Origin of the sequence: Kribbella sp. NPDC056345, assembly GCF_042262745.1 — a bacterium.
GTDB lineage: Bacteria > Actinomycetota > Actinomycetes > Propionibacteriales > Kribbellaceae > Kribbella.
In genome coordinates this window covers 25947-48626 of record NZ_JBHJQQ010000004.1, presented here as the reverse complement: position 1 = coordinate 48626, position 22680 = coordinate 25947, and the positions used below count along the sequence as shown (strand labels likewise).

The window sequence follows — 22680 nt, the reverse complement described above, 5'->3', positions numbered from 1 at the left end:
GCGCGCCACGCTCAGCCGCCCGGCCGAGGCTGCTGCTATCCCGACTACCACGTGTCCTTCCCGACACTGATCAGCGCGCGGCGAGCAGGGCGACGGGGCGAGGCTTGGTTGCTTGGTGGGCGGTTAGGGCCGCGGCCGCGCCGACTACCAGGAGAGCTGCGCCGAGGATGAGCCCGAGGAGCCGCCACGGCATCGCGACCGCAGCGAGACCGTAGGGGCCTGCGGCGATTCCGGCGAGGGCTGCGGCGGCGACAGCGGCACCGAGCAGGACGCCGGTCAGGACGACGGTGACCGACTCGGTCAGGGCGACGGCGACGACTTGGCGACGGGTCAGGCCGGCCATCCGGGCCAGGGCGAACTCGCGGCGCCGGTCCGCGGTCGACATCACCACGGCGTTGACCACGGCGATGGCGGTGAAGATCCCGGCCAGCCCCATCAGTGCGGCGAAGAGACCGGTGTTGTTGCGTAGCTGCGCATCACCCCGAGCCTTCGCCCACTCACCAACTGTCCGAACCGAACCCGGCAACCCGGCCGCAACCTTCTGAGGATCGATGCCTGGAGCAACCTTCACCAGCGTCTCGGTACGACCACCGACCGGCAGCAGCGACAACGGGACGAAGAAGTTCTCACTGACATCGAGCGTCTCCGGCATGATCGCAACCACCTTCACCGCAACCTTCTTCTTGCCCATGGCAACAGTCACCGTCGACCCGAGTTTGAACCCCTCGGCAGCCATCCCCGGCCCGATCGCGATCGTCTGCCCGGACAGCTTGTCCAACGAACCCTTCCGCGGCCGCAGCGCATGCGTCTGCTGATACGCCGCCGGGTCGATCCCGACCGCCTCGGAATACACCGTGTTCTTACCCCGCGACACCACCACCGGTACGGCGGTCTGCGGCGAGACGACCGCGATCCCAGGGCCGGGCGGAACCGCGCGGTCGACGACCAGCTCGGCGGTGATCAACCGCTCCTGCTCAACCCCGACCGCCTTGGCCTGCGAACCGAACGTTCCCCAGAGACCAACCACCAGTCCCACCAGCACGATCAACGGTGCCGCGGTCGCCGCACTTCGCCGTACGGCGTGGAGGACGCCGGCGCGGGCGAGGTCCGCGATCAGGTGACCGCGGAGGACCACAGCCGGCAGCCGACCGGCCCACGGTACGACGATCGGGCTGAGCTGGCTGAGCGCGACCGAGCCACTGACCAGCACCATCAGTCCGATCAGCAGACCGGCCACCAGATCCCGCGCGGCCTGCGCGGTGATCACCATGGCCACGGTTGCAGCCGCGGCCGACAGTCCCCAGAACCACCGCCAGCCAGTCATCACCCGTTGCGAAGAACGACTCTCGGCCAGCGCCTCCAGTGCGTTGACCCGAGACGCACGCCACGCAGCCGCGAGTACGCCGGTCAGCGCCGTACCGACTCCGACGATCATCGCGGCCCACATCGCCCCCTGGCTCCACGGCGCAGCGAACCACTCCGGCAACATGCCGAGCTTGATCATCAGCGCCGACTGGACCCACGTCGCAAGTAGTCCGAGCGGCACCCCGACCGCACTGCCCAGCAGACCGAGCAGTGCGGCCTCGCAGACCAGCATCAGGCACAGATACCCCCGCTGGGCGCCAACCAGTCGCAGGAGCCCGAGTTCGCGCCGCCGCTGCACCACGGTGAAGCCAAACGTCGTACTGACGATGAATACGGTCAGAAACACCGCAAGCATCACCGACATCCCCAAGAGCGTTCCGGCACCCACGTAGCCCTCACGGAGCTGTGCACGCTCGTACGCCGACAGCCCGGCCGGCAGCACGGGCCGTCCAGTGGCAGCCAGCATCTGCAGACCCGACTGAACCAGTCCGACGCCGAGAGCGACCGCAACGACCGCCCCGGCGAACAACTGCCACCTGTCCCGTACAGCACCGACCGACAACCTGAGCATGCCTCAACCCAACAGCGCCGCGGCCCTGACCGCCCTGGCCCGGACACCCCGGCCGGGGTAGCTCACGCGCTACCGCAGTACGTCGAGCAGCGCTGCAATATCAGCGCGGTCGACCTCGCGCGCACCGATCAGGCACTGCATCAGGAGCCCGTCGAGCGCGGCGACCAGCAGCTGCGCCTTCCGCGGATCAGCCGTGAAGGTCCGGGCGATGTCGGTCATCGGCTCCAGCCAGGCGGCTGCGGCAGACCGGAGCTCCGGCCGGCGAGCGGCGTACAGGTAGAGCTCGTAGAGCGCGAGCGTGCGGCCACGTCGCCGTACCAGGTTGTGCTCGATCAGCCGGGCCAGTTCGTCGGTCGGCCGCGGGCCCAGTTCGCTGCCCCAGCCGTGCAGCTCGGCGGCCAGGTCGTCGGCCGCCCACATCAGCGCCGCGACGAGCAGATCGTCGAGGGTTGCGTAGTGATAGGTGATCGACGCGACCGACACATCGGCCTTCGCCGCGACCGCTCGATGGCTCACACCTGCGACTCCGTCGCATCGGATCACCTCGACGACGGCCTGCAGAAGCTCGTTCCGCCGCAGTTCACCACGCTTGCGGCGCCCGTCGGCAGTCATGATTCGCAAACTATCAGGACAGCTGTACGGATTGTTTTTGGCCAGCCGAATCGCGGGATCGGCCGCGTTCCGGCCCCTAGGCTTTGGTGACGTGACAACCAACGAGCTGAGTACGGCGATGCGCCGCGCACTGAAGCGGGCCGACGACGGTAAGACCCTCGACCCGACCGAGGTCGAGGTGTTGCTGACCGCCTCGGGGACCGCGCTGACGGCCTTGATGGCGACCGCGGCCCGGGTCCGCGACCAGGGGCTGGCCGATGCCGGGCGGCCCGGGATCATCACGTACTCGAAGAAGGTCTTTATTCCGCTGACGCGGTTGTGTCAGGACCGCTGCCACTACTGCACGTTCGCGACCACGCCCGGTCGGGTCCACGCGCCGTACCTGTCACCTGACGAGGTGCTGGAGATCGCGCGGCAGGGTGCTGCGATGGGGTGCAAGGAGGCGCTGTTCACGCTGGGCGATGCGCCGGAGAAGCGGTGGGACGCGGCGCGGGTGTGGCTGGAGGAGGCCGGGTACGACAGCACGCTGGACTACGTCCGGGCGATGTCGATCCGGGTGCTCGAGGAGACCGGTCTGCTGCCGCACCTGAACCCGGGGGTGATGTCGTGGCAGGACCTGCAGCGGCTGAAGCCGGTCGCGCCGAGCATGGGCATGATGCTGGAGACCACCTCGCGGCGGTTGTTCGAGGAGAAGGGTCAGCCGCACTACGGGTCCCCGGACAAGGATCCGGCGATCAGGTTGCGGGTGCTGGAGGACGCGGGGCGATCGAATGTTCCGTTCACGACGGGTCTGTTGATCGGTATCGGGGAGAACCTGACCGAACGAGCAGATTCGATCTTCGCGCTGCGGAAGATCGCGCGGCAGTACAACGGAATTCAGGAAGTGATCATCCAGGGGTTCCGGGTGAAGCCGGACACCGCGATGCGCAACGACGCCGACGTACCGCTGGACGAGTGGCTGGCCGCGATCGCCGCGACCCGGATCGTGCTCGGGCCGCGGGTGCGCGTGCAGGCGCCGCCGAACCTGGTCGACCTGGCCGAGTGCCGCGCGCTGCTGGATGCGGGTGTCGACGACTTCGGTGGCGTCTCGCCGCTGACCCCGGATCACGTCAACCCCGAACGCCCGTGGCCGCAGATCGACGACCTGGCCAAGGTCACCGCGGATGCCGGCTTCGTACTGCGGGAGCGGTTGACCGCGCATCCGGAGTACCTGCGTGAGCCGTGGCTCGACCCGCGCCTCATCTCACACGTCGAAGCGCTGATCGACCCCGAGACCGGCCTGGCCAACGAAGCCGCGATGCCGAAAGGCCTGCCCTGGCAGGAACCCGACGGCGGCTGGGACTCCGTCGGCCGCACCGACCTCCACACCGCCATCGACACCGAGGGCCGCCGTACCGAAACCCGCTCCGACTTCGACGCCGCCTACGGCGACTGGGACGTAATCCGCGAAGACGTAGCCGCCCGCCGAGCCGCAGGCACCTCCCTCCCCCTCACCGCCGGCCGCGAGAACGCTGCCTCAGCCACTGAGATCGGCTCTGGCGCCACCCCTCCTCCCCCTCACCACGGTTCGGCTCCGGTCCGCATTGACGCGGATGTGAAGGCCGCGCTCGCCGCGGCCGCGGACGACCCGGCCGGACTGTCGGACGCTCAGGCGCTCACCCTGATGACGGTGACCGGCCCCGCTCTCGACCACCTGGCGAAGATCGCGGACGACCTGCGCAAGGAGGTTGTCGGGGACGACGTCACCTATGTCGTGAACCGGAACATCAACTTCACCAACGTCTGTTACACCGGCTGCCGCTTCTGCGCGTTCGCTCAGCGCCGTACCGACGCCGACGCCTACTCACTCTCGATGGACGAGGTCGCCCAGCGCGCCGAAGAGGCCTGGGTGATCGGCGCCAGCGAGGTCTGCATGCAGGGCGGTATCCACCCCGACCTGCCCGGTACGGCGTACGCGGATCTCGTTCGTGCGATCAAGGACCGCGTCCCGCAGATGCACGTCCACGCGTACTCGCCGATGGAGATCGTCAACGGTTCGGTCCGCACCGGACTGTCGATCGAGGAGTTCCTGATCTCGGTCAAGGAGGCCGGCCTGGACAGCATCCCCGGCACCGCCGCCGAGATCCTCGACGACGACGTCCGCTGGATCCTCACCAAGGGCAAGTTGCCGACGGCAAGCTGGATCGAGGTCATCAGCACCGCTCACAAGGTCGGCCTGCCGTCCAGCTCGACGATGATGTACGGCCACGTGGACGAACCGCGGCACTGGGTCCAGCACCTGCGCACGATCGCCGAGGTGCAGGACCAGACCGGCGGTTTCACCGAATTCGTGCTGCTGCCGTTCATCCACCAGAACTCGCCGATCTACCTGGCCGGCGTCGCCCGCCCGGGCCCGACGTACGACGAGAACCGCGCCGTGCACGCGATGTCGCGGATCATGCTGCACGGCCGGATCGACAACATCCAGTGCTCCTGGGTCAAGCTCGGCGTCGACGGCTGCGTCGCCGTCCTCAACGGCGGTGTCAACGACATCGGCGGGACCCTGATGGAGGAGACCATCAGCCGGATGGCCGGCTCCAAGCACGGATCCCGCAAGTCCATCGAGGAGCTCACCGCGATGGCGACCGCCGCCGGCCGCCCGGCGCGCCAGCGCACCACGACGTACGGCGAGGTCGCCCCTCGCTCCAACACCCTGCTGGAACTCGCCTAGTTGATCGTCAGAGCGGCGGTCCGCCGGACACCGTTCACCTCGACCGTCACCGTTGCCGCACCCTTCCTGAGTGCGGTGACGGTGCCGTCGTGGTACCTCAGATTCCGGCTGGTCGACCAGTCGACGCTGACCGGATAACCAACCGGTACGGCGCGACTGGCCTGAGTCAGCGTGGCTTTCACCGGTACGGACTCGCCGCGCCGGATCGTGCTCGGGACCTCCAGGGTCAGCTCGTCCACATGCGGACGAATCTGCGCCGACAGCCAGTCCTTCCCGCGCCGATCCACCCCGAACATCGTCCAGCCGGTGAACCCGCCGTCCTCCGGCGCGGTGGCCGGCGCCTTCCCCGAGTTCCCGTTGATCAGATACGGCACGCCATCCACGTGGGCTGCGCTGAAGGTCCCGACGTGACCGCCGATGAAGGCCGCGCCCTTCCCGGTCGAGTGCTGGAAGTCGGCCAGCCATTTCTCGAGCAACGCAGCCTCGTGGCGATCGCCCAGTTGACTATTGCGCGCCGGCGTCGGATCCCGCGGCGGGTGATGCTCGATCACCACCACGGAGTTGATCGCTCGATCCTTCGCCGCGTGATCCAGAGCGCCACGCAGCATGGCGATCTGGGCGAATCCGCCACCCCTGAGGGTTCCCGACGACGAGTTCAGCGTGATGAATCGCGTCCCGCGATGATCGAACACCCGATGCGTCGCCCCGAAGTACTTCTCGAAGTTCGTGATCGCCGCGCCCATCACCTCGTGGTTCCCGGGCACGTAGTAGTACGGCACCGACGTACCGATCTCCTCGTCCAGGATCCGCTTGGCCAGCTGGAAGTCCGCCTCGGTGGCCTCGTCCACGAAGTCACCGGCGATCACGAAGAAGTCCGGTTTCGCAGCCTTGATCTCACGCAGAGTACGACGGGCTGCCTGGACCAACGGTGAATTCGGATCGCGCGCCACGAACTGTGCATCCGACATCACCGCGAACCGCCAGTCCCGGCCGTCGACCGCTCGGGCAGTCTGGATCAGCGGGTCGGCCACCTTGGCCGGCGCGGGCGCGCTGACCGCCGGGGCCGCCTTCACATAGGCGTTGTCGATCACGATCTCGCCTTGGTATTGCGCGGCCGCCTTCGTCTCCAACGTGTAAACCCGGCGCAAGCGCACCGGCTGCGGAAGCCCTTCTGGCACAGGGAGTTCGACCGTCTGCCACCCGTTCCAGGTGACGTAGGGACCGTAGACGGCGGTCAGCTTCCCGGTCGCGTCGACGAGACCGAACGCGGTCCACTCACCCTTCCCATGCCCGAAGATCGAGACGCCGAAGGCGCGCGCCTGCTCAGCGTCGCCGAGCGGCGCCGGCGAGATCGCGATCGCATTCCGGGTCAGCGTGGACTGACCGAAGTCGTAGCTCAGCTTCAGCCCCGGTCCGTCCTGACCGTCGGGCGTCTTGCTCACCGACACCGTGGCCCGCGCCGATCCCGACGTCCACTTCTCGGCAGTGTCGAACGTCTCGATGATCCGCTTCTCCACGCCGACCGAGACCGCGATCGCCGCCTGCGCCGTACCGATCCGCGCCGACACGACGGCTGCACCGGAGTCCTTCTTCGGCGTGATCCCGAACCGGCCGTCCGCGGTCGGCGTGATCGTCAGCAGACTCTCGTCGTAGCTCAGCTCGACATCACGAGGTTCGACCGGCGCCGAGTTGCCGAGGGCATCGAATCCAACCAGACCGAAGGTGCCGTTACCCGTCAGGTTCAACGTCGCGCTGGTCGGCGCGATCCGCGTCAGCGGCCCCAGCACCTCGAGTTCGGTACTCCCCTGACCACCCGCCGCGATCGCCCGGACCGTTGCCCGCCCCGGCGTCCGCGCGGTGAACACGCCGTCCCGCACTGTCCCATGCGAGGCCGACCAGAACACATGCGGCTGCAGCTTCACCGGCCCGAAGACTTCGTCGTACGGCGTCGCCGTCACCGTGCGCGTGGTCCCGGCGAACACGCGGTCGGGGCGTCCACCCGGGATCGGCGCATTGCCCGGAGCGGTTCGGCCGTCGGCCGCGGTCTCGACCCACATGCCGTGCAGCCGGCCACTGCCCTTCGGACCCATGACCGCGAGGCCGTTCGGGACCGGGCGGATCGAACCGTCGCCGGGCACGTTGTCGACCTGGACCTTCGCCTCGCCCGGTCGCCTGGAGACCAGGGTCGACGAGCCGCCGCCGTCCAGCTCGACACCGACGTACGCGCCTCGGGCCGCGAGGGTCTTGCCCATCTCGGCGAGCGTCGCGCCCCGGCTGTGGGTGACGCGGTTGCTGTCGATGCTGACGACGACCAGCTTCTTACCGTCGGCCGAGAAGCCGAGGCCGGTGCGGCCGGCGTACACGGTGTCGTCGACGGGTTGCGGCTTGCCCTGGTCGACGAGCAGGGCGTGCGCGCCGACGGCGGTCCGGATCGTGCTGCCATCGGAGGCGCGCGGCTTGAAGGAGACAGGAAGCTTGTCGCCGAGCTTCAGGGTCGCGAGTTCGTCCGCACCGGCTTCCCGGCCGACCAGGATCGTCGTACCGGCCGGGATCTCGCCGGCACCGGCGGCGGGGTTGATCTCGGTCACGGTGTCGCCGGTGATCACCACCTCGACCACCTTGGTCGCTCCGGTCTGGGCCCGCGAGTAGCTGCCCCACAACGTGGTGAAGGCGCCGATTTCATCCTTGCCGATGGTCGGGCTGTTCAGGCGATCGAGACGGTACGACCCCGCCGTACCCTCGAAGAGGACCTCGAGGATGCGCCCGACACCGCGCTGATCGAAGGCGACCGCACGATACGGATCCTCCGACTGCGACTTCACCAGCTTGCCGTCGGCAACCGCCGGCCCGAGCGGCGCACCCGAGTTGTTGATGTCAAAGAAGTCCGCATTGACAGCAGCGACCGCGCCGACCTCATTGGCCTGCTGATCGATCGGCTTGGTCGAACTGACCTTGCCCGCCGACAGGTAGTCGATCCGGGCCCCCTTGGTCAGGTCGACAGTCAAGGTGTTCCCCTGCTGCCAGCCCCGCCCGTCGAACGTCTCCAGCGCCCCCGCCGTCACACCAGGCGCAACCGGCCGGCTTCGCTCATACGTCTGCAGCTGACCGACAGCCGCCTGCTCAACAGGCTGCGCACTCGCCACCAGCCCCGGCCCGACCAGACCGGCCGCCAGCACAATCCCCACCACCGACAAGGCACGCACAAGACCTCCACCGTCAACGATTGACGAACCAAGTCAACCGCCTCGACAGATGTTCACGCCAGGGTTATCACGGTGAACGAAGAACAAATAAGAAACGCCGGTCGCGCCGGGTGTCGGTCGCCACCTCACTGGCGACCGGCACCGCTGATGGCGCGACCGGCGTCCTGCTGTTGCCCCGAGAGGGCAGTCGGCCCGAAGGAGGGCGGAGCCGTCGTCTCATTCCGTAACCGGCAGGGGAGGTACATTTCCGGTCACGGACGGGAGTACATCGGCTGTTCCGCCTGGAGCCTGTGTCGGCGACCCGTCCGTCGCTGACAACAGAACGTTGTCATGGGGCCACAAGAACCGGCTACTGCTCGGTTCAAACATTTGCATTGCCTTTGAACAAGACAACGCTGAGTATTTTTTCAACTACACTCCGTCTATATGTTGCCTTCCGCAACAACAAAGACGGAGGAGAAGACCGTGTCCGAGGACCACAACCCGTACGAGACGCACAAGAGTGGCGACAACGCGGAGCACCAGACTCAGCGCAGTATCAGCAAGGCGCTGGACGGCGTGGCGAGCCCGAGCGAGAAGCCGGAGAAGAGCGCTGCGGAGCTCGCTGCCGAAGAGGCCGCGCAGGCGGCGGAGAGCAAGCGCATCCAGGACCGCCTGCAGGGCCTCTGATTCAGGTCAGTACGGATACGTGTCGTCGCGGCGGGTCGGGTCGAGGTCCCACAGGGAGAACTCGACGATCTTGTGCGACTCCTCGCCGCCGGCCGGGGTGAGGCCCTCCTGGTCGTACTCCCGCGACCCGAGGCCGTCGAGGTAGCAGAGCAGCTCGAACGCCGACTGCGCGTCCTCGACGTCGTCAACGACCTCGTCGTTCTGGGCTTCGTGCGCGCGGCCGCGGACGTAGCGCACGAACGCCTCCGGGTCCGTCACCACGAAGTCGTAGCGCGCCTGGTAGCTGAGCCGGACTCCGTCCTCCGGCAGCAGCACCTCCTCGAGATCGTCGAGGTCGTCCCCCGCGACAATCTCCCGGTAGTCGTCGGGATCGTCGAAGTCGTCCGGGCCGAGCGGCAGTTCGTCCAGCTCGTCGGGGTCATAGGAGTCGATCCCGAGGAAGATGTCACCCCAGCCACGCTCGTTGACCGCGTCGGCCAGCACCCTGGCCTGGACGCGTACGTTCTCGATCGCTGTGGTGGCCCGCAGATCGTGCAGGTCGAGGGCATCGGCCTGCTCCAGCAGCACCCGGGCGAGTTCGCGGGCGGCCTCGGCAGCCGACGCGGGTTCGATCGACTCACTCATGCTGTGACGGTACAACCATCGGCACCTGCACCGCCGCGCCCGGTACGCCGAACGCCTCCACGAGCTCCACCGCGACCGGCCGGACGACGCCGCACAACTCGTTCACCAGGGCGGTGATCGCTTTCGAACGGCCCGGTGACAACCGTCCGTGCTCGAGATACCACGCGCGCTCGGCCTCGATGGTCGACAGGGCGTGCAGGTCGTAGACGTCCTTCAGCACCCCCTGGATCTCCTCGGGCGCTCCCTGCACCGCCGCCTGAAAGGCCTCCAGCACGACCCGATCGACATGCGCCCGGCCGGCCGCGATGACGTGGTCCTGGCAGCGGTTGAACACGTCGAACGCCCCGTCCCCGGCGTCGATCCCGGCCTTCAGCCGGCGCGCGACCCCGGCCAGCATGTGCTGCTCACGGAACCGCAGCAGCCCGGAATGGTAGGCGTCGTCACGCAGCCCAGCGTCCGGATCACCCGGATCGTTCCGATTCGGTACGACGTCGCGCAGCCGATCGATGAGCGGTCGCAGGGCGGTCTTCTCGACCGCTATCTCGACCGCCTGAGCCGCGATGAAGCGGGCCGTCCCGAGGGGATCCAGCTTGCCGAACGACTCTCGGTAGTCGGTCAGTAGCCCCTTCGCGACCAGTTGCAACAGGACGGTGTTGTCGCCCTCGAAGGTGGTGAATACATCGGTGTCCGCCTTCAGCGTCGCCAGCCGGTTCTCCGCCAGATAGCCCGCACCGCCGCACGCCTCCCGGCACATCTGGATCGTCTCGGTCGCGTGCCACGTGCCGACGGCCTTCGTCCCGGCGGCCTGCGCCTCCAGCGCCCGCCGGTCGTGCTCACTACTACCGTCACCGAACACCCGGACGAACTCGTCGACCAACTCACCCTGGGCGAAATGCAGCGCATACGTCCTCGCCAGCAACGGCAGGAGCCGACGCTGATGCATGCGGTAATCCAGCAGCAGCGTCTCCTCGTTGCTCCCCGGCGCACCGAACTGCCGACGCTGCGCCGCATACCGGATGGCGATCTCCAGCGCGACCTTGCTCGCGGTGATCGCGGCGCCGCCGACCGACACCCGGCCCTGGACCAGCGTGCCGAGCATCGTGAAGAACCGGCGGTCAGGATTCTCGATCTCACTGTGGTAGTTGCCATCAGCATCGACCTGGGCATAGCGGTCGAGCAGCGCCTCCCGCGGCACCCGGACGTTGTCGAAGACGATCCGCCCGTTGTCGACACCGTTCAGCCCCAGCTTCGGTCCGCAGTCGGACAGCGTCACGCCCGGCAGCGCCGTACCGTCCTCGTCGCGGATGGGCACCAGCAGGCAGTGGACGCCATGGGTCTCGCCACCGACCACGAGCTGGGCGAACACGGCCGCCATCCGCCCGTGCCGAGCCGCGTTACCGATGTAGTCCTTGCGGGCGGCCGCGGACGGCGTGTGGATGACGAACTCGCCGGTCGCCGCGTCGTACGTCGCGGTCGTGCCGAGCGCCTGGACATTCGAGCCGTGCCCGGTCTCGGTCATCGCGAAGCAGCCGAGCAGGCGGCCGCCGATCGCATCGGCGAGGTAGGCCTCGTGGTGCCGCTCGGTGCCGAGGTGCAGGATCGCCCCCGCGAACAGACCGAACTGCACCCCGGCCTTCACCATCAGCGACAGGTCGCCGAAGGCAAGGGTCTCGAAGCCGGCGATGTACCCACCGAGGTCGCCCTCGCCGCCGAACTCCTTGGGGAAGCCGCGGGCAGGATGCCCCTGCGCGGTGATCGCCTGCAGCATCTCCAGCACGGTCTCGCGATACTCGTCGCGCGGCTGCCGCACGGCGAACTCGAACAGCTCCGCGTTCGCCGCCAAGCCGGCGCGCACGACGTCGCGGGCCGCCTTGTGCGGCCCGTCCAGATAGTCCCGCATCCCCGATGTCCTCATACCCACAACATATGCGGATTCGCCCCCACTTTCGGTGACCAATGACAGCTTGTGGACAACTCTGAGATCCCGGGTCCGGGACGCAGTTGCGGCAGTATGCTGTCGAGCGTGCCGAATTTGCGGATCAGTGAGGCAGCAGCGCTCCTCGGTGTGAGTGATGACACCGTCCGCCGCTGGATCGATCAGGGCCGGTTGCCGTCGCTACAGGACGGCGGCCGGATGGCTGTCGACGGCCAGGCGCTGGCCACGTTCGCCCAAGAGCTGGCCGAGACCCCGGAGCCGGGCAGCACCACCGCGGCCTCGGCCCGCAACCGGATGCGCGGGATCGTCACCCGCGTGGTCAAGGACGGCGTGATGGCCCAGGTCGAGATGCAGGCAGGCCCGTTCCGCGTCGTGTCGCTGATGAGCCGCGAGGCCGCCGACGAACTCGGACTGGAGCCAGGTGTGGTCGCCGTCGCCTCGATCAAGTCCACCCACGTCGTCGTCGAGATCCCGGGGGCCTGATGTTCCGCCGTACCGTCCTCGCCGCCGTCGTTGCCCTGACCCTGGCCGGCTGCGGCACCGACCAACCGGCCGCATCCGGCTCCAGCTCCGGTACGGCGGTTTCCGGCACCGTCACCGTGTTCGCGGCGGCGTCGCTGACCGGGACGTTCACCCAGCTGGGCAAGGACTTCGAGGCAGCGTACCCAGGCGCCAAAGTGGTCTTCAACTTCGCCGGCAGCTCGGCCCTGGCCCAGCAGATCAACCAGGGCGCACCGGCTGACGTCTTCGCATCCGCAGCGCCGAAGAACATGGATCAGGTGACCGACAAGGGCGCACCAACGACGTTCGTGACGAACTCGCTGGAGATCGCCGTACCGAAGGGCAACCCGGGCAAGATCACCGGGCTGAAGGACTTCACCGACCAGCACAAGAAGATCGCACTGTGCGCCGCGCAGGTGCCGTGTGGCGCGGCGGCGGACAAGGTGTTCAAGGCGGTTGGGCTGACACCGCAGCCGGACACTCTGGAGCAGGACGTGAAGGCCGCGCTCACCAAGGTCAGCCTGGGTGAGGTCGACGCGGCACTCGTCTACAAGACGGACGTGCTCGCGGCCAAGGACAAGGTGGACGGCATCGAGTTCCCTGAGGCGAGCAAGGCGATCAACGAGTACCCGATCGCCACGTTGAGCAAGGCACCGAACGCAGCCGGTGCCAAGGCGTTCGTCGACTACGTCCTGTCCGACCAGGGCAAGGCTGTCCTGTCGGCCGCAGGATTCGACGCACCGTGAGCCGACGCGGCAGGAGCACGAGTGGGCGTCTCCCTCTCGTACTCCTGCTGCCTGCGCTGCTCGGTCTGGCGTTTCTGCTGATTCCACTGATCGGATTGCTCGCCCGAGCACCTTGGTCGACATTGCCGAGTCGTTTGTTCAGTGCGGACGTGTGGACGGCGCTACGGCTCTCGCTGGTCTGTGCGACGGCGGCTACCTTGCTTTGTCTGCTGCTGGGGATCCCACTGGCTTGGTTGCTCGCCAGAGGTGAGCTCCGGGGCCGCGGTCTCATCAGGGCGTTGGTAACCGTCCCGCTGGTGCTGCCGCCGGTGGTTGGTGGCGTTGCGTTGCTGCTGGTGCTCGGCCGACGCGGACTGGTCGGCGAGCACCTCGACACCTGGTTCGGATTCTCCTTACCGTTCACCACGGCCGGAGTGATCGTTGCCGAGGCCTTTGTAGCCATGCCGTTCTTGGTGATCTCGGTCGAGGGTGCACTGCGGGCAGCAGACCCACGCTACGAAGAGGCGGCCGCCACACTCGGCGCTGGTCGCTGGCTGACGTTCCGCCGGGTGACACTGCCTTCTATTGCGCCCGGTGTAGTCGCAGGAACCGTGCTGTGCTGGGCCCGCGCGTTGGGCGAGTTCGGAGCCACCATCACGTTCGCCGGCAACTTCCCGGGCCGTACGACGACCATGCCGCTGGCGGTCTATCTGGCGTTGGAGACCGATCCGGATGTGGCCGTCGTACTGAGCCTGGTGTTGTTGCTGGTGTCCGTCGTCGTTCTGGCGTCTCTGCGCGAGCGCTGGATCGGTGGGCTGCGATGACTCTGTACGCCGACCTCCGGGTGACCCGTGGTTCGTTCGACCTCGATCTGGACCTCACCATCGCTCCCGGCGAGGTGGTCGCGCTGCTCGGACCGAACGGCGCGGGCAAAAGCACCGCACTGCGCGCTATCGCCGGACTGCTCCCACTAGGCGCCGGACGCATCGCCCTGGACGACGAGACCTGGGACGCGCCACCCCGCACGTTCCACCCACCGGACCGCCGCCCGATCGGCGTCGTCTTCCAGGACTACCTTCTCTTCAACCACCTCTCGTGCCTGGAGAACGTAGCCTTCGGCCTCCGCGCCCGCGGCGTCGACAAACACGTAGCCCGCACCGAAGCCGCCCGCTGGCTGGAAACCGTCGGCCTCACCTCCTACGCCCGCACCCGCCCCCGCACCCTCTCCGGCGGCCAAGCCCAACGGGTAGCCCTGGTGCGCGCCCTAGCCACCAGTCCCGACGTACTGCTCCTCGACGAGCCACTCGCTGCCCTGGACGCGAGCACCACACTCCACGTCCGCGCCGAACTCGGCCAGCACCTGGAACGCTTCCCCGGCCGCACCCTCCTGGTCACCCACGACCCCCTGGATGCCATGGTGCTGGCCGACCGCCTGGTCATCATCGAGAGCGGCCGCATAGTCCAGTCCGGCACCCCCACCGACATAGCCCGCCACCCCCGCACCGACTACGTAGCCCAACTAGTAGGCCTGAACCTCTACCGAGGCACCGCCACCGGCACCACAGTCACCCTCCCCACCGGCGGCATCATCACCCTCGCCGAACCAGCCCAAGGCCCAGTCCACGTAGCCTTCCCACCCACCGCCGTCAGCCTCTACCCCACACCCCCCACCGGCAGCCCCCGCAACACCTGGCAAGCCACAGTCATAGCCCTGGAACAACACGCCCACACAGTCCGCATAACCCTCGACGCCACCCCCACCGGCCCCCCAACCCTCCTGGCCGACATAACCCCCGCCGCCCTCGCCGACCTCCACCCCACCCCCGGCCACCCCCTACACGCCACCCTCAAAGCCACCGAAGTAACCACCTACCCCGTCTGACAACTGAGAGGTTGGCTAGGGGATTGCGTGGTCGAAGGGATTGCGGTGTAGGCCGGAAAGGGGCGGGGTGGTGGGGTCTGGCTAGCTGATCTGGAGGGGTTGTGCGGAAGACTGCGTTGGTGGGGGTGCTTGTGGTTGGGGTGTTGGTGGGGCCGGTGGGGGTGGCTTCGGCGGGGGTGCCGGTTTGTACGGCGTCGGTGTTGGGTTTGCCTGGTGGTACGCCGGTGGGGTCGCAGAGTGATGTGACGAAGGCCGATGACTCGGGGCGGTTTGTGGTGGGGCGGGTGTGGTCGGGGGACGACACGCTGCCGGTGCTGTGGACGGACGGCGTACCGCGGTTGCTGGATGATGCGCCGGGCGTTGGGCCGAGCGTGATCGATGTGAACAGCAGTGGGGTGGTGATCGGGTCCAGTACGGCCAAGGACGGTACATCGATGCCGTGGGTGTTCGCGGCTGGGACGTACCGGCTGCTGGAGGTGCCGGACTACATGAACGGCACGACCGGGTTATCGGCGATCAACAACCGGGGCGACATCGTCGGGGCGGGGATGAGCAGCTTCACCGAGGACCTGGCGTCGCTGGTGTGGCCGGCGGGTGGGAAGCCGCGGGTGCTGCTGACGCCGGACGATCGGTTCTCGGTCGCGACGGACATCAACGACGCGGGCGTGGTGGTCGGTTCGAGCTGGATCGACGACGGTGGGCGCCGGCGCGACATCAGCCTGCGGTGGAACACGTGGGACCAGGTCGGCGAGTTCGTGTACGGCCGGAGCAAGAACCGTGGCGTCATCGAGGAGATCCGCGGCAACTTCAGCGGTGGCTCCGAGATCCTCGCCGGTACCGACGTCTTCGCCGGCATGGTGTGGGACGACCAGCGTGGCACGTTCCACCCGCGTCCGACCACACCGGATTCGATCAACGACAGCGGTGACGCCGTCACGATCGACGAGCAGGACGGCAGCCAGGTGGTGGTCGCACTGAACGGTACGACGCGGTGGAAGTTCCCGAAGCCCACGCGGATCGCCACCCTGCCGGACCGCAACCCGGTCACCGGACCGGAGCCCGACGCGGTCGGCACCATCGGTGGCGCCGGCAACAACCAGGCCGTCCTCTGGCACGGCTGCAGCGACGCCATCATCCACTGACACCTCGCCCGCACCGGTGCAGCTCCGGACGCCAGGGCCATCACAACCGGGGTCTCCGGACCCGCGCACGCCTGAACGCAGATGCTGACGTGCAGTTGTGATGGCCTGGCGGTTCGGGCTACCGGCGGCGGGGCATGTGGCAGATGCAGCCCAACGCCGCTGCTGATTGGGTTGGCTCCGGCTCGGCGGCGGCTGACTCGACGTCGGCGAGTAGGCGGCGGCGTTCGGTGGAGTCGATGAGGCGGCCGTTGACCACGACTGCGTGGATCTTCGTGGTGTTGCGGATGTCGATCAGTGGGTTCGCGTCCAGGACCACCAGGTCCGCCGTACAGCCGGAGCGGATGCTGCCGGTGCGGGTACCGAGGAAGTCGGCCGCTTCGGTTGTTGCCATACGCAACGACTGCAGTGGCGTCAGCCCGGCCCGGACCAGCTCGGTCAGCTCGTCATGAAGACTGAAGCCGGGATAGGCGTAAACGAGACCTGCCTCGCTTCCGGCGAGCAGCCGGACACCTGCACGCTGCATCGCGTGCACGAACTCCAGACGCCGAGGGTAGAGCTCGCGCTGCTGCGCCTTCTCCTCCGCGCTCCGCCCCTTGATGTAGAACTCCTCGAGAATGAACTTCCAGAATTCCCGCGTCCCGATCGGAACGTACCGCAGCCGGTCGTCGTCCAGGATCGCTGACTCCGGCATGTCCAGCAGCTGATGCATGATCAGCGTCGGCACCGATCTGGTGCCCCGCCGGACCATCTGCTCGAAGACCGCGTCGCGTCGCGCCGCACTCGGATGCTGCGCGACCAGCCACTCGATCGGGTGGATCTGCCGGAACCATCCGTTGTAGTCCCCCGGGTTCACCTTGATGGCCGCGAGCGCCCGCCGTACGTCGGCCGGCCGGCTCGAGGTGGCCAGCGGAAGTGTGTGCAGGTGCTCGATACTGCGGTGCCCGGCGGCGATCACGGCCTCCACCAGGACCCGGTCAGGGCTGTGGCCGGCGACCGGGATCCGCAGTCGTCGCGCCTCGTCGACGATGGCAAAGTACGCGTCCTCCGGGATCCGCGAGTACAGCTTCACGAAGTCCGCGCCGGACGCCTTGGATCGGCGTACGGCGTCTCTCCCCTGCGCAGCGGTGGACACCTGGATGATCCCGTCGGACTCCTCGCCGTCGCCGGCCAGGAGGGACGGACGACCGTCGACGATCGGGCCGGCGATGATCCAGTTCGGTCCGAGCAACTGGCCCCGCTCGATCTGGGCGCGCCACCCGCTCACGACCGACGAGGACGCCATCTCGCGCACGGTCGTCACACCGTTGAGCGCATACAGCGGCGGAGAGATTCGCTCGGAACCGATGCTGTGCGCGTGCATGTCGGCCAGCCCCGGGATCAGGTACTTGCCGGTCAGATCGATCACCCGTGTCCCCGGCCTGATCCGGACCCGATGCGCAGGCCCGACGGCCATGATCCGGGTGCCGGACAGCAGCACGGTCATGTCCCGCTGCGGACGCTCCCGCTCCGGATCGATGACGGTCACATGAGTCAGGGCCAGCGCGGACTGCCCGGCCCAGGCCTGCTGCGGCGAGGCACCCAAGCCAGCCGCCAACCCACCAATGAGAACACTGCGACGCGCCACCTGTTGATTCATGCCAAGCACGCTAGGGCCGATGAGACATCTGTGCAAGACGTTTGTGCAAATCGAGTGCGGCCACTCCGAGGGCATGACACGAACGTATGAACGGGGCTGGACGAAGAACGATGGGCGAAGTTACGCCTTGTGACCCCACTGCCACGAATTGACATCTTGTTACAGCCCGATTCACGCTCAGAACGCGCGGCCAGGTAACAAAGAGTGCTTACTTACCCACTCGTAGTGTGTGGATTCTTCACACCAGAGTGATGACATCGTGCACTACGCCACCCCCTCTCACGCCGCCCAAGATGGCGGAGCACCAGGAGAGGGGGTCGACCGGTTTATGCCTGACGAAGCGCAAGAGAGTTACGAGTTCTACTGCTTGGCAGATCGCATGTTCTACGACACACCCACTCACCGTGGTGTGGAGCATCCGGACTTCGAGCCGGCCACCAGGCCAGTGCCTGAAGGCTGGCAGCACGTCGCCGGCGAGACCTGGATGCACTACGCACCCGAGGGTCTGCAGCTTCCGCAGCAGGGCTGGAAGATCCACGTCTCGGCGCGGCTCGCGGATGTCGAGCGGACGCTCGAAGCCGTCTGGGACTACTGCGTCCCGCGCGGCATCGCGTTCAAGTTCCTCCGCAACGAAGCCGTCCTGGTGATGGCCAACTCGAAGGCCGCGCCGCGCGGTGCGAGTGGCAAGCTCGTCACGATCTACCCGGTCGACGAAGCGCAGCTGGAGCTCGTGCTCAAGGAGCTCGACGACCTCCTGGACGGCGTCCAGGGCCCGTACATCCTGAGCGACCTGCGCTACGGAACCGGTGCACTCTTCGTCCGGTACGGCGCCTTCGTCACCCGCTACTGCTTGTCGCCAAGTGGTGAACGCGTGCTGGCACTGGAGAACGAGCACGGTCAGCTGGTTCCGGACCACCGCGGTCCGACGTTCAGCATGCCGCCGTGGATCGCGCTGCCGGCGTTCCTGCAGCCGCACCTGGAGGCCCGCAACGCGGTCTCCACCAACGATCTCGCGTACACGATCGAGAGCGTCATCCAGTTCTCCAACGGCGGCGGCGTGTATCTCGGCCACCACAAGGAGACCGGTGACCGCGTCGTCCTCAAGGAAGGCCGTCCGCACGCAGGTCTCGACCTGGCCGGCCGGGACGCAGTCGCCCGGATCGCCCATGAGTACGAGATCCTGCAGCGCCTCGAAGGCCTGGATGTCGTCCCGAAGACCTACGAGCAGCTGGAGCTCGGCGAGCACCACTTCATGGTGCAGGAGCACATCGACTCGATCTCGCTGCAACGCGACCTGGTCGGGCGGTACCCGCTGAGCAAGCCGGATGCGACCGAAGCCGACAAGGCAGCCTTCGCCGAGTGGGCGACGCAGGTCGTCGAGCAGGTCGGTCAGGCGGTTGCGTTGCTGCACGAGCGCGGCGTGGTGTTCTGCGACCTGCACCCGGACAACGTGCTGCTCGACGTCGACGGCCGGATGGTGCTGATCGACTTCGAGGTGGCGACGAATGCCGTGGACAAGGCCCGCTCCATGCTGGCCCACCCCGGGTACGCCGCACCGCCGGACCGTCAAGGTGTCGACGTCGACCGCTACGCGCTGGCCTGTATCGGGCTCGGTGTCTACGCACCGCAGACGACGATCCTGCTGAATCTCCATCGGGGCAAGGCGTTCCAGCTCGCCGACATGATCGCCGAGTCCTTCCCGGTGCCGAGGGCAACGATCGACGAGGCCGTCCGGACCGTGGTCGGCCCGGACGTCACCAGCGATCCGGAGATGGCCGAGCTCGCACTGCCAGGCAAGGCCGGGTGGACCGACGTCCGCGCCGCGCTGACCAAGGCGATCGTGGCCTCGGCAACGCCGGAGCGCACCGACCGGCTGTTCCCCGGTGACATCGCACAGTTCCGCGGTGGGGGCGGGATCGACCTCGCGAGCGGCGCCGCCGGCGTCCTCTACGCCCTGGCCAAGACCGGCGCCGGCCGCTTCGAGCAGTACGAGGAGTGGCTGCGCGAGCGGAGCCTGAACACCGCCGCCGGCCCAGGTCTGTACGACGGCCTGCACGGAGTGGCCCATGTCTTCGACGAGCTCGGTGACCGCCAGCACGCACTTGACCTGGTCGAGCGCACTCTGGCCGACGACTGGAGCACCCGCGAGCTCGGGCTGCACTCCGGACTGGCCGGGATCGGTCTCAGCCTGCTGCACTTCGACACCGAGCCCGCGCTGCGGGCCAAGGCGGTCCGGGTGCTGGATCTGGTCGCAGACCGCCTCGGCGACGCGGGCGACGTACCGGAGATCAGCGGTGGGCAGTATCCGCACGCCGGCCTGATGTACGGCTCGTCCGGACCGGCTTTGCTCTTCATCGAAGCGTTCGAGCTGCTGGGTGACACCGGCCTGCTCGACCTGGCCGAGATCGCGATCCGGCAGGATCTGCGGCGCTGCTCGGCCTCACCCGACGGCGACATGCTCCAGGTCAACCAGGGCTGGCGGACCCTGCCGTACCTCGAAGAGGGTTCGGCCGGGATCGCGCTCGCTCTCGCGCGCTACCTGAAGCATCGCCCGAGCGACGAGCTGACCGCGGTGCTCGCGCAGCTCGAGCGGGTGACGCACTGCTCCTTCTACGTACAGCCCGGCCTGTTCATGGGTCGCGCCGGTCTGCTTCTCACCGCAGCCTCACTCGGTGCGCAGCAGGCAACGGTCGACGACCTCGTGCACGGACTCGGCTGGCACGCGATGCCGTACGCAGGTGGCCTCGCGTTCCCCGGTCATCAGCTCCTTCGCCTGTCGATGGATCTGGCCACCGGATCGGCCGGCGTCCTGCTGGCCCTGGGATCGGCGCTGCACCCGGCGCCCGCATCCCTCCCGTTCCTCGGACCTCCCCAGTGGTCCGAGTCTTCATCCCTACAACATGAATCGAAGGAGGTGTAGAACATGGCACTTCTCGACCTTCAGGGTCTTGAGACCCCGGGTTACGGCGGTGGCCACGGCGGCGGCTCCACGCTGACCGTCCTTGGTTGCGCGTCGGGTCGCCCGAGCAACCTGAGCCTTCTGCTCTGCCACTGATCGGATCCTGGATAGTCAGGTTCCGGAGGCCCTGGGTGGGCGGCATACCCACCCAGGGCCGAACCTGTCTGCGGGATCCGTCGCTTCATCCGACGGAAGGAGCTCCTTTGCCCGATTCCGTGCAGTCCTATCCATGCGCCGAGCGGCTACCGCTCGTGGAGCAGGTGCACGGCCACACCATCGCGGATCCCTACCGCTGGCTGGAGGACTCCGAGTCCTCCGAGACCAAGCGCTGGCTCGCGGCCCAGGACGAGCTCTGGCTGAACCAAGCAGCCACGATGTCCGGCCGGTACCAGTTCCGTCACCGGGTGAAGGCCCTCTCGAACGTCGGCACCGTCTCCACCCCGTCGTGGCACGGCGGGCGCTGCTTCACGCTCCGCCGCGACCCCGGTCAGCAACACCCGGTCCTGTACGACGGCCGGCGCGCAATCCTCGACCCGATGGTGATCGACCCATCCGGTCGCACCACCTTGGACGCCTGGCAGCCCTCTTCCGACGGCTCCCTGGTCGCCTTCCAGATCTCCCGCGGTGGCACCGAGCAGTCCGTCCTGCACCTGCTCGACGTGGACAGCGGTGAGCTCATCGGCGAGCCGATCGACGGCTGCCGGTATTCCCCGGTCGCCTGGCTGCCGGACGGGAAGTCCTTCTACTACGTGCGGTTCCGCCAAGTACGCTGCCGCCACCTGGACGCCGCTGACGACTCCATCGTGCTGTCGGCCGAAGCGTCGTACGGGCTGGAGCTCAGCGCCGACGGACGCTGGCTGACCATCTCCGCCGCCCGCGGCGGAGCGAACGACCTGTGGCTGCAGGATCTCGAGAGCGCCCAGCCGCCGCGCCCGATCCAGCAGAGCATAGACGCGCTGACCGTCATGTCGGTCGGCCCCGACGGTCGTCTCTACGTCGTCACCACGAAGGACGCACCGACCGGCAAGATCTGCGTCGGAGACCCGCACAATCCGCTGATCTGGCACGACCTCGTCACCCCGGATGCACCACTCACCGGCCTGGCGATTCTCGATGGCGCGCTGCTGCTCGCGAGCCCGAGCGGAATCGCCGTCCACGATCTGCAGACCGGTGCGCACGTCAGCGATATCGCCTTGCCCGGCGTCGGTTCGGTCGGTTCGCTGACCACGCTCCCGGACGGCGGACCGCAGGCCTGGTTCAGTTACACCGACAGCGTCACCCCGTCGTCCGTCTACTGCTACGACCACACCACCGGCCTGGCAACGCTCTGGTCGCAAGCCCCAGGTGTGGCTGCGGAGGCCGAGTCACAGCAGATCGTCACCACGAGTCCGGACGGCACCGAGATTCAGCTCCTCGTGATCGCCAAACCCGGCAACCACGGACCACGACCGGCACTCCTCTACGGGTACGGCGGTTTCGGGCAGACGCTCACTCCGACGTACTCGGCGTTCGCGCTCGCGTGGGTCGAGGCCGGTGGCATCTTCGTGACGGCCAACACCCGTGGTGGTGGCGACTCGCACCAAGCCGGGATCCTCGACCGCAAACAGCATGTCTTCGACGACTTCATCGCTGCAGCCGAGCATCTGATCGCTACCGGTTGGACGACTGCCGAGCAGTTGTCGCTGTGCGGCGAATCCAATGGTGGCTTGCTCGTTGCGGCCGCTCTGACGCAGCGGCCCGAGCTGTTCGCGGCAGCGGTCTGCTCCGCGCCGCTCACAGACATGTTGCGCTACGAGCTGTCCGGTCTGGGCGAGCGCTGGGTGCCGGAGTTCGGCTCGGCCAAGGACCCTGCGCAGTTCGAGAACCTCTTGTCCTACTCGCCGTACCACCGGGTCAGCGAGGGCGTGAAGTATCCGGCTGTGCTGTTCACGGTGTTCGGCAACGACACTCGCGTCGATCCACTGCACTCTCGCAAGATGTGTGCGGCGCTGCAGCACGCGACCGCCAGTGAGGGCTCTGTCCTGTTCCGGCTGGATCCAGATGCCGGTCATGCCGGTGGATCGGCCAGTCAGGGCATCGGGCTGGCCGCCGACATGCTCGCGTTCCTGGCGGACCACACCGGCCTCCGGCTCTCGTCATGATCAC

The 22680-nt window shown here is 67.7% G+C and carries 16 protein-coding genes; 10 read left to right on the top strand and 6 right to left on the bottom strand.

Going from position 1 to position 22680, the window contains the following annotated elements; all coding sequences use genetic code 11:
• Positions 1 to 70: 70 nt before the first annotated feature.
• Positions 71 to 1936 carry an FtsX-like permease family protein gene (locus ACFCV3_RS15015; protein ID WP_376030430.1) on the bottom strand — a complete coding sequence of 622 codons (1866 nt, stop codon included), beginning with the start codon at positions 1934 to 1936 and terminating at the stop codon, positions 71 to 73.
• A 69-nt stretch (positions 1937 to 2005) separates the two neighbouring features.
• Positions 2006 to 2548, bottom strand: a complete 543-nt coding sequence (locus tag ACFCV3_RS15010) for a TetR/AcrR family transcriptional regulator (protein WP_376030428.1) — start codon at positions 2546 to 2548, stop codon at positions 2006 to 2008.
• 118 nt (positions 2549 to 2666) lie between these two features.
• Between ACFCV3_RS15010 and ACFCV3_RS15005 the strand changes: the two genes are divergently transcribed.
• Positions 2667 to 5258 carry a bifunctional FO biosynthesis protein CofGH gene (locus tag ACFCV3_RS15005; RefSeq protein ID WP_376031337.1) on the top strand — a complete coding sequence of 864 codons (2592 nt, stop codon included), beginning with the start codon at positions 2667 to 2669 and terminating at the stop codon, positions 5256 to 5258.
• Here ACFCV3_RS15005 and ACFCV3_RS15000 read toward each other — a convergent pair.
• Positions 5255 to 8461: a phosphodiester glycosidase family protein gene (locus tag ACFCV3_RS15000; RefSeq protein WP_376030426.1), complete on the bottom strand. Its 3207-nt coding sequence runs from the start codon at positions 8459 to 8461 to the stop codon at positions 5255 to 5257. The two genes, ACFCV3_RS15005 and ACFCV3_RS15000, sit on opposite strands and share 4 nt — an antisense overlap.
• A 426-nt stretch (positions 8462 to 8887) precedes the next feature.
• On the opposite strand from ACFCV3_RS15000, the gene ACFCV3_RS14995 reads away from it, so the two are divergent.
• Positions 8888 to 9130 (top strand): hypothetical protein, encoded by a 243-nt coding sequence (locus ACFCV3_RS14995; RefSeq protein ID WP_376030424.1) that lies wholly within the window; start codon positions 8888 to 8890, stop codon positions 9128 to 9130.
• 6 nt (positions 9131 to 9136) lie between these two features.
• Here the strand turns inward: ACFCV3_RS14995 and ACFCV3_RS14990 are convergent, their stop codons facing one another.
• Positions 9137 to 9754: a hypothetical protein gene (locus ACFCV3_RS14990; RefSeq protein ID WP_376030422.1), complete on the bottom strand. Its 618-nt coding sequence runs from the start codon at positions 9752 to 9754 to the stop codon at positions 9137 to 9139.
• Positions 9747 to 11669, bottom strand: coding sequence for an acyl-CoA dehydrogenase (locus ACFCV3_RS14985; protein WP_376030420.1), 1923 nt, complete (start codon positions 11667 to 11669; stop codon positions 9747 to 9749). Before ACFCV3_RS14985 ends, ACFCV3_RS14990 begins: the two co-directional genes overlap by 8 nt.
• Positions 11670 to 11777: 108 nt before the next feature.
• Between ACFCV3_RS14985 and ACFCV3_RS14980 the strand changes: the two genes are divergently transcribed.
• From ACFCV3_RS14980 to ACFCV3_RS14960, 5 genes are all read left to right on the top strand, one after another.
• Positions 11778 to 12173 carry a molybdopterin-binding protein gene (locus tag ACFCV3_RS14980; RefSeq protein ID WP_376030418.1) on the top strand — a complete coding sequence of 132 codons (396 nt, stop codon included), beginning with the start codon at positions 11778 to 11780 and terminating at the stop codon, positions 12171 to 12173.
• On the top strand, positions 12173 to 12937 hold the full coding sequence (gene modA / locus ACFCV3_RS14975; protein WP_376030417.1) for a molybdate ABC transporter substrate-binding protein: 765 nt from the start codon (positions 12173 to 12175) through the stop codon (positions 12935 to 12937). The genes ACFCV3_RS14980 and modA overlap by 1 nt, the downstream gene beginning before the upstream one ends.
• Positions 12934 to 13740 carry a molybdate ABC transporter permease subunit gene (modB, locus tag ACFCV3_RS14970; protein ID WP_376030415.1) on the top strand — a complete coding sequence of 269 codons (807 nt, stop codon included), beginning with the start codon at positions 12934 to 12936 and terminating at the stop codon, positions 13738 to 13740. The genes modA and modB overlap by 4 nt, the downstream gene beginning before the upstream one ends.
• Positions 13737 to 14798, top strand: a complete 1062-nt coding sequence (locus tag ACFCV3_RS14965; RefSeq protein ID WP_376030414.1) for an ABC transporter ATP-binding protein — start codon at positions 13737 to 13739, stop codon at positions 14796 to 14798. Before modB ends, ACFCV3_RS14965 begins: the two co-directional genes overlap by 4 nt.
• Before the next feature lie 155 nt (positions 14799 to 14953).
• Complete coding sequence (locus ACFCV3_RS14960; RefSeq protein ID WP_376030412.1) at positions 14954 to 15940, top strand: hypothetical protein; 987 nt, start codon at positions 14954 to 14956, stop codon at positions 15938 to 15940.
• Positions 15941 to 16058: 118 nt separating this feature from the next.
• Here ACFCV3_RS14960 and ACFCV3_RS14955 read toward each other — a convergent pair whose 3' ends face one another.
• The gene (locus tag ACFCV3_RS14955; protein ID WP_376030411.1) at positions 16059 to 17576 is read right to left on the bottom strand and encodes an amidohydrolase family protein; all 1518 of its coding nucleotides are present in this window, start codon (positions 17574 to 17576) and stop codon (positions 16059 to 16061) included.
• 328 nt (positions 17577 to 17904) lie between these two features.
• Here ACFCV3_RS14955 and lanKC point away from each other — a divergent pair, with 328 nt between their 5' ends.
• From lanKC to ACFCV3_RS14940, 3 genes are all read left to right on the top strand, one after another.
• Complete coding sequence (gene lanKC / locus ACFCV3_RS14950) at positions 17905 to 20496, top strand: class III lanthionine synthetase LanKC (protein ID WP_376030409.1); 2592 nt, start codon at positions 17905 to 17907, stop codon at positions 20494 to 20496.
• A gap of 3 nt (positions 20497 to 20499) precedes the next feature.
• A complete protein-coding gene (locus tag ACFCV3_RS14945) occupies positions 20500 to 20631 on the top strand; it encodes a SapB/AmfS family lanthipeptide (protein WP_132411281.1) in 132 nt (43 codons plus the stop codon).
• Positions 20632 to 20738: 107 nt separating this feature from the next.
• Positions 20739 to 22676, top strand: coding sequence for a prolyl oligopeptidase family protein (locus ACFCV3_RS14940; RefSeq protein ID WP_376030407.1), 1938 nt, complete (start codon positions 20739 to 20741; stop codon positions 22674 to 22676).
• Positions 22677 to 22680 lie beyond the last annotated feature (4 nt).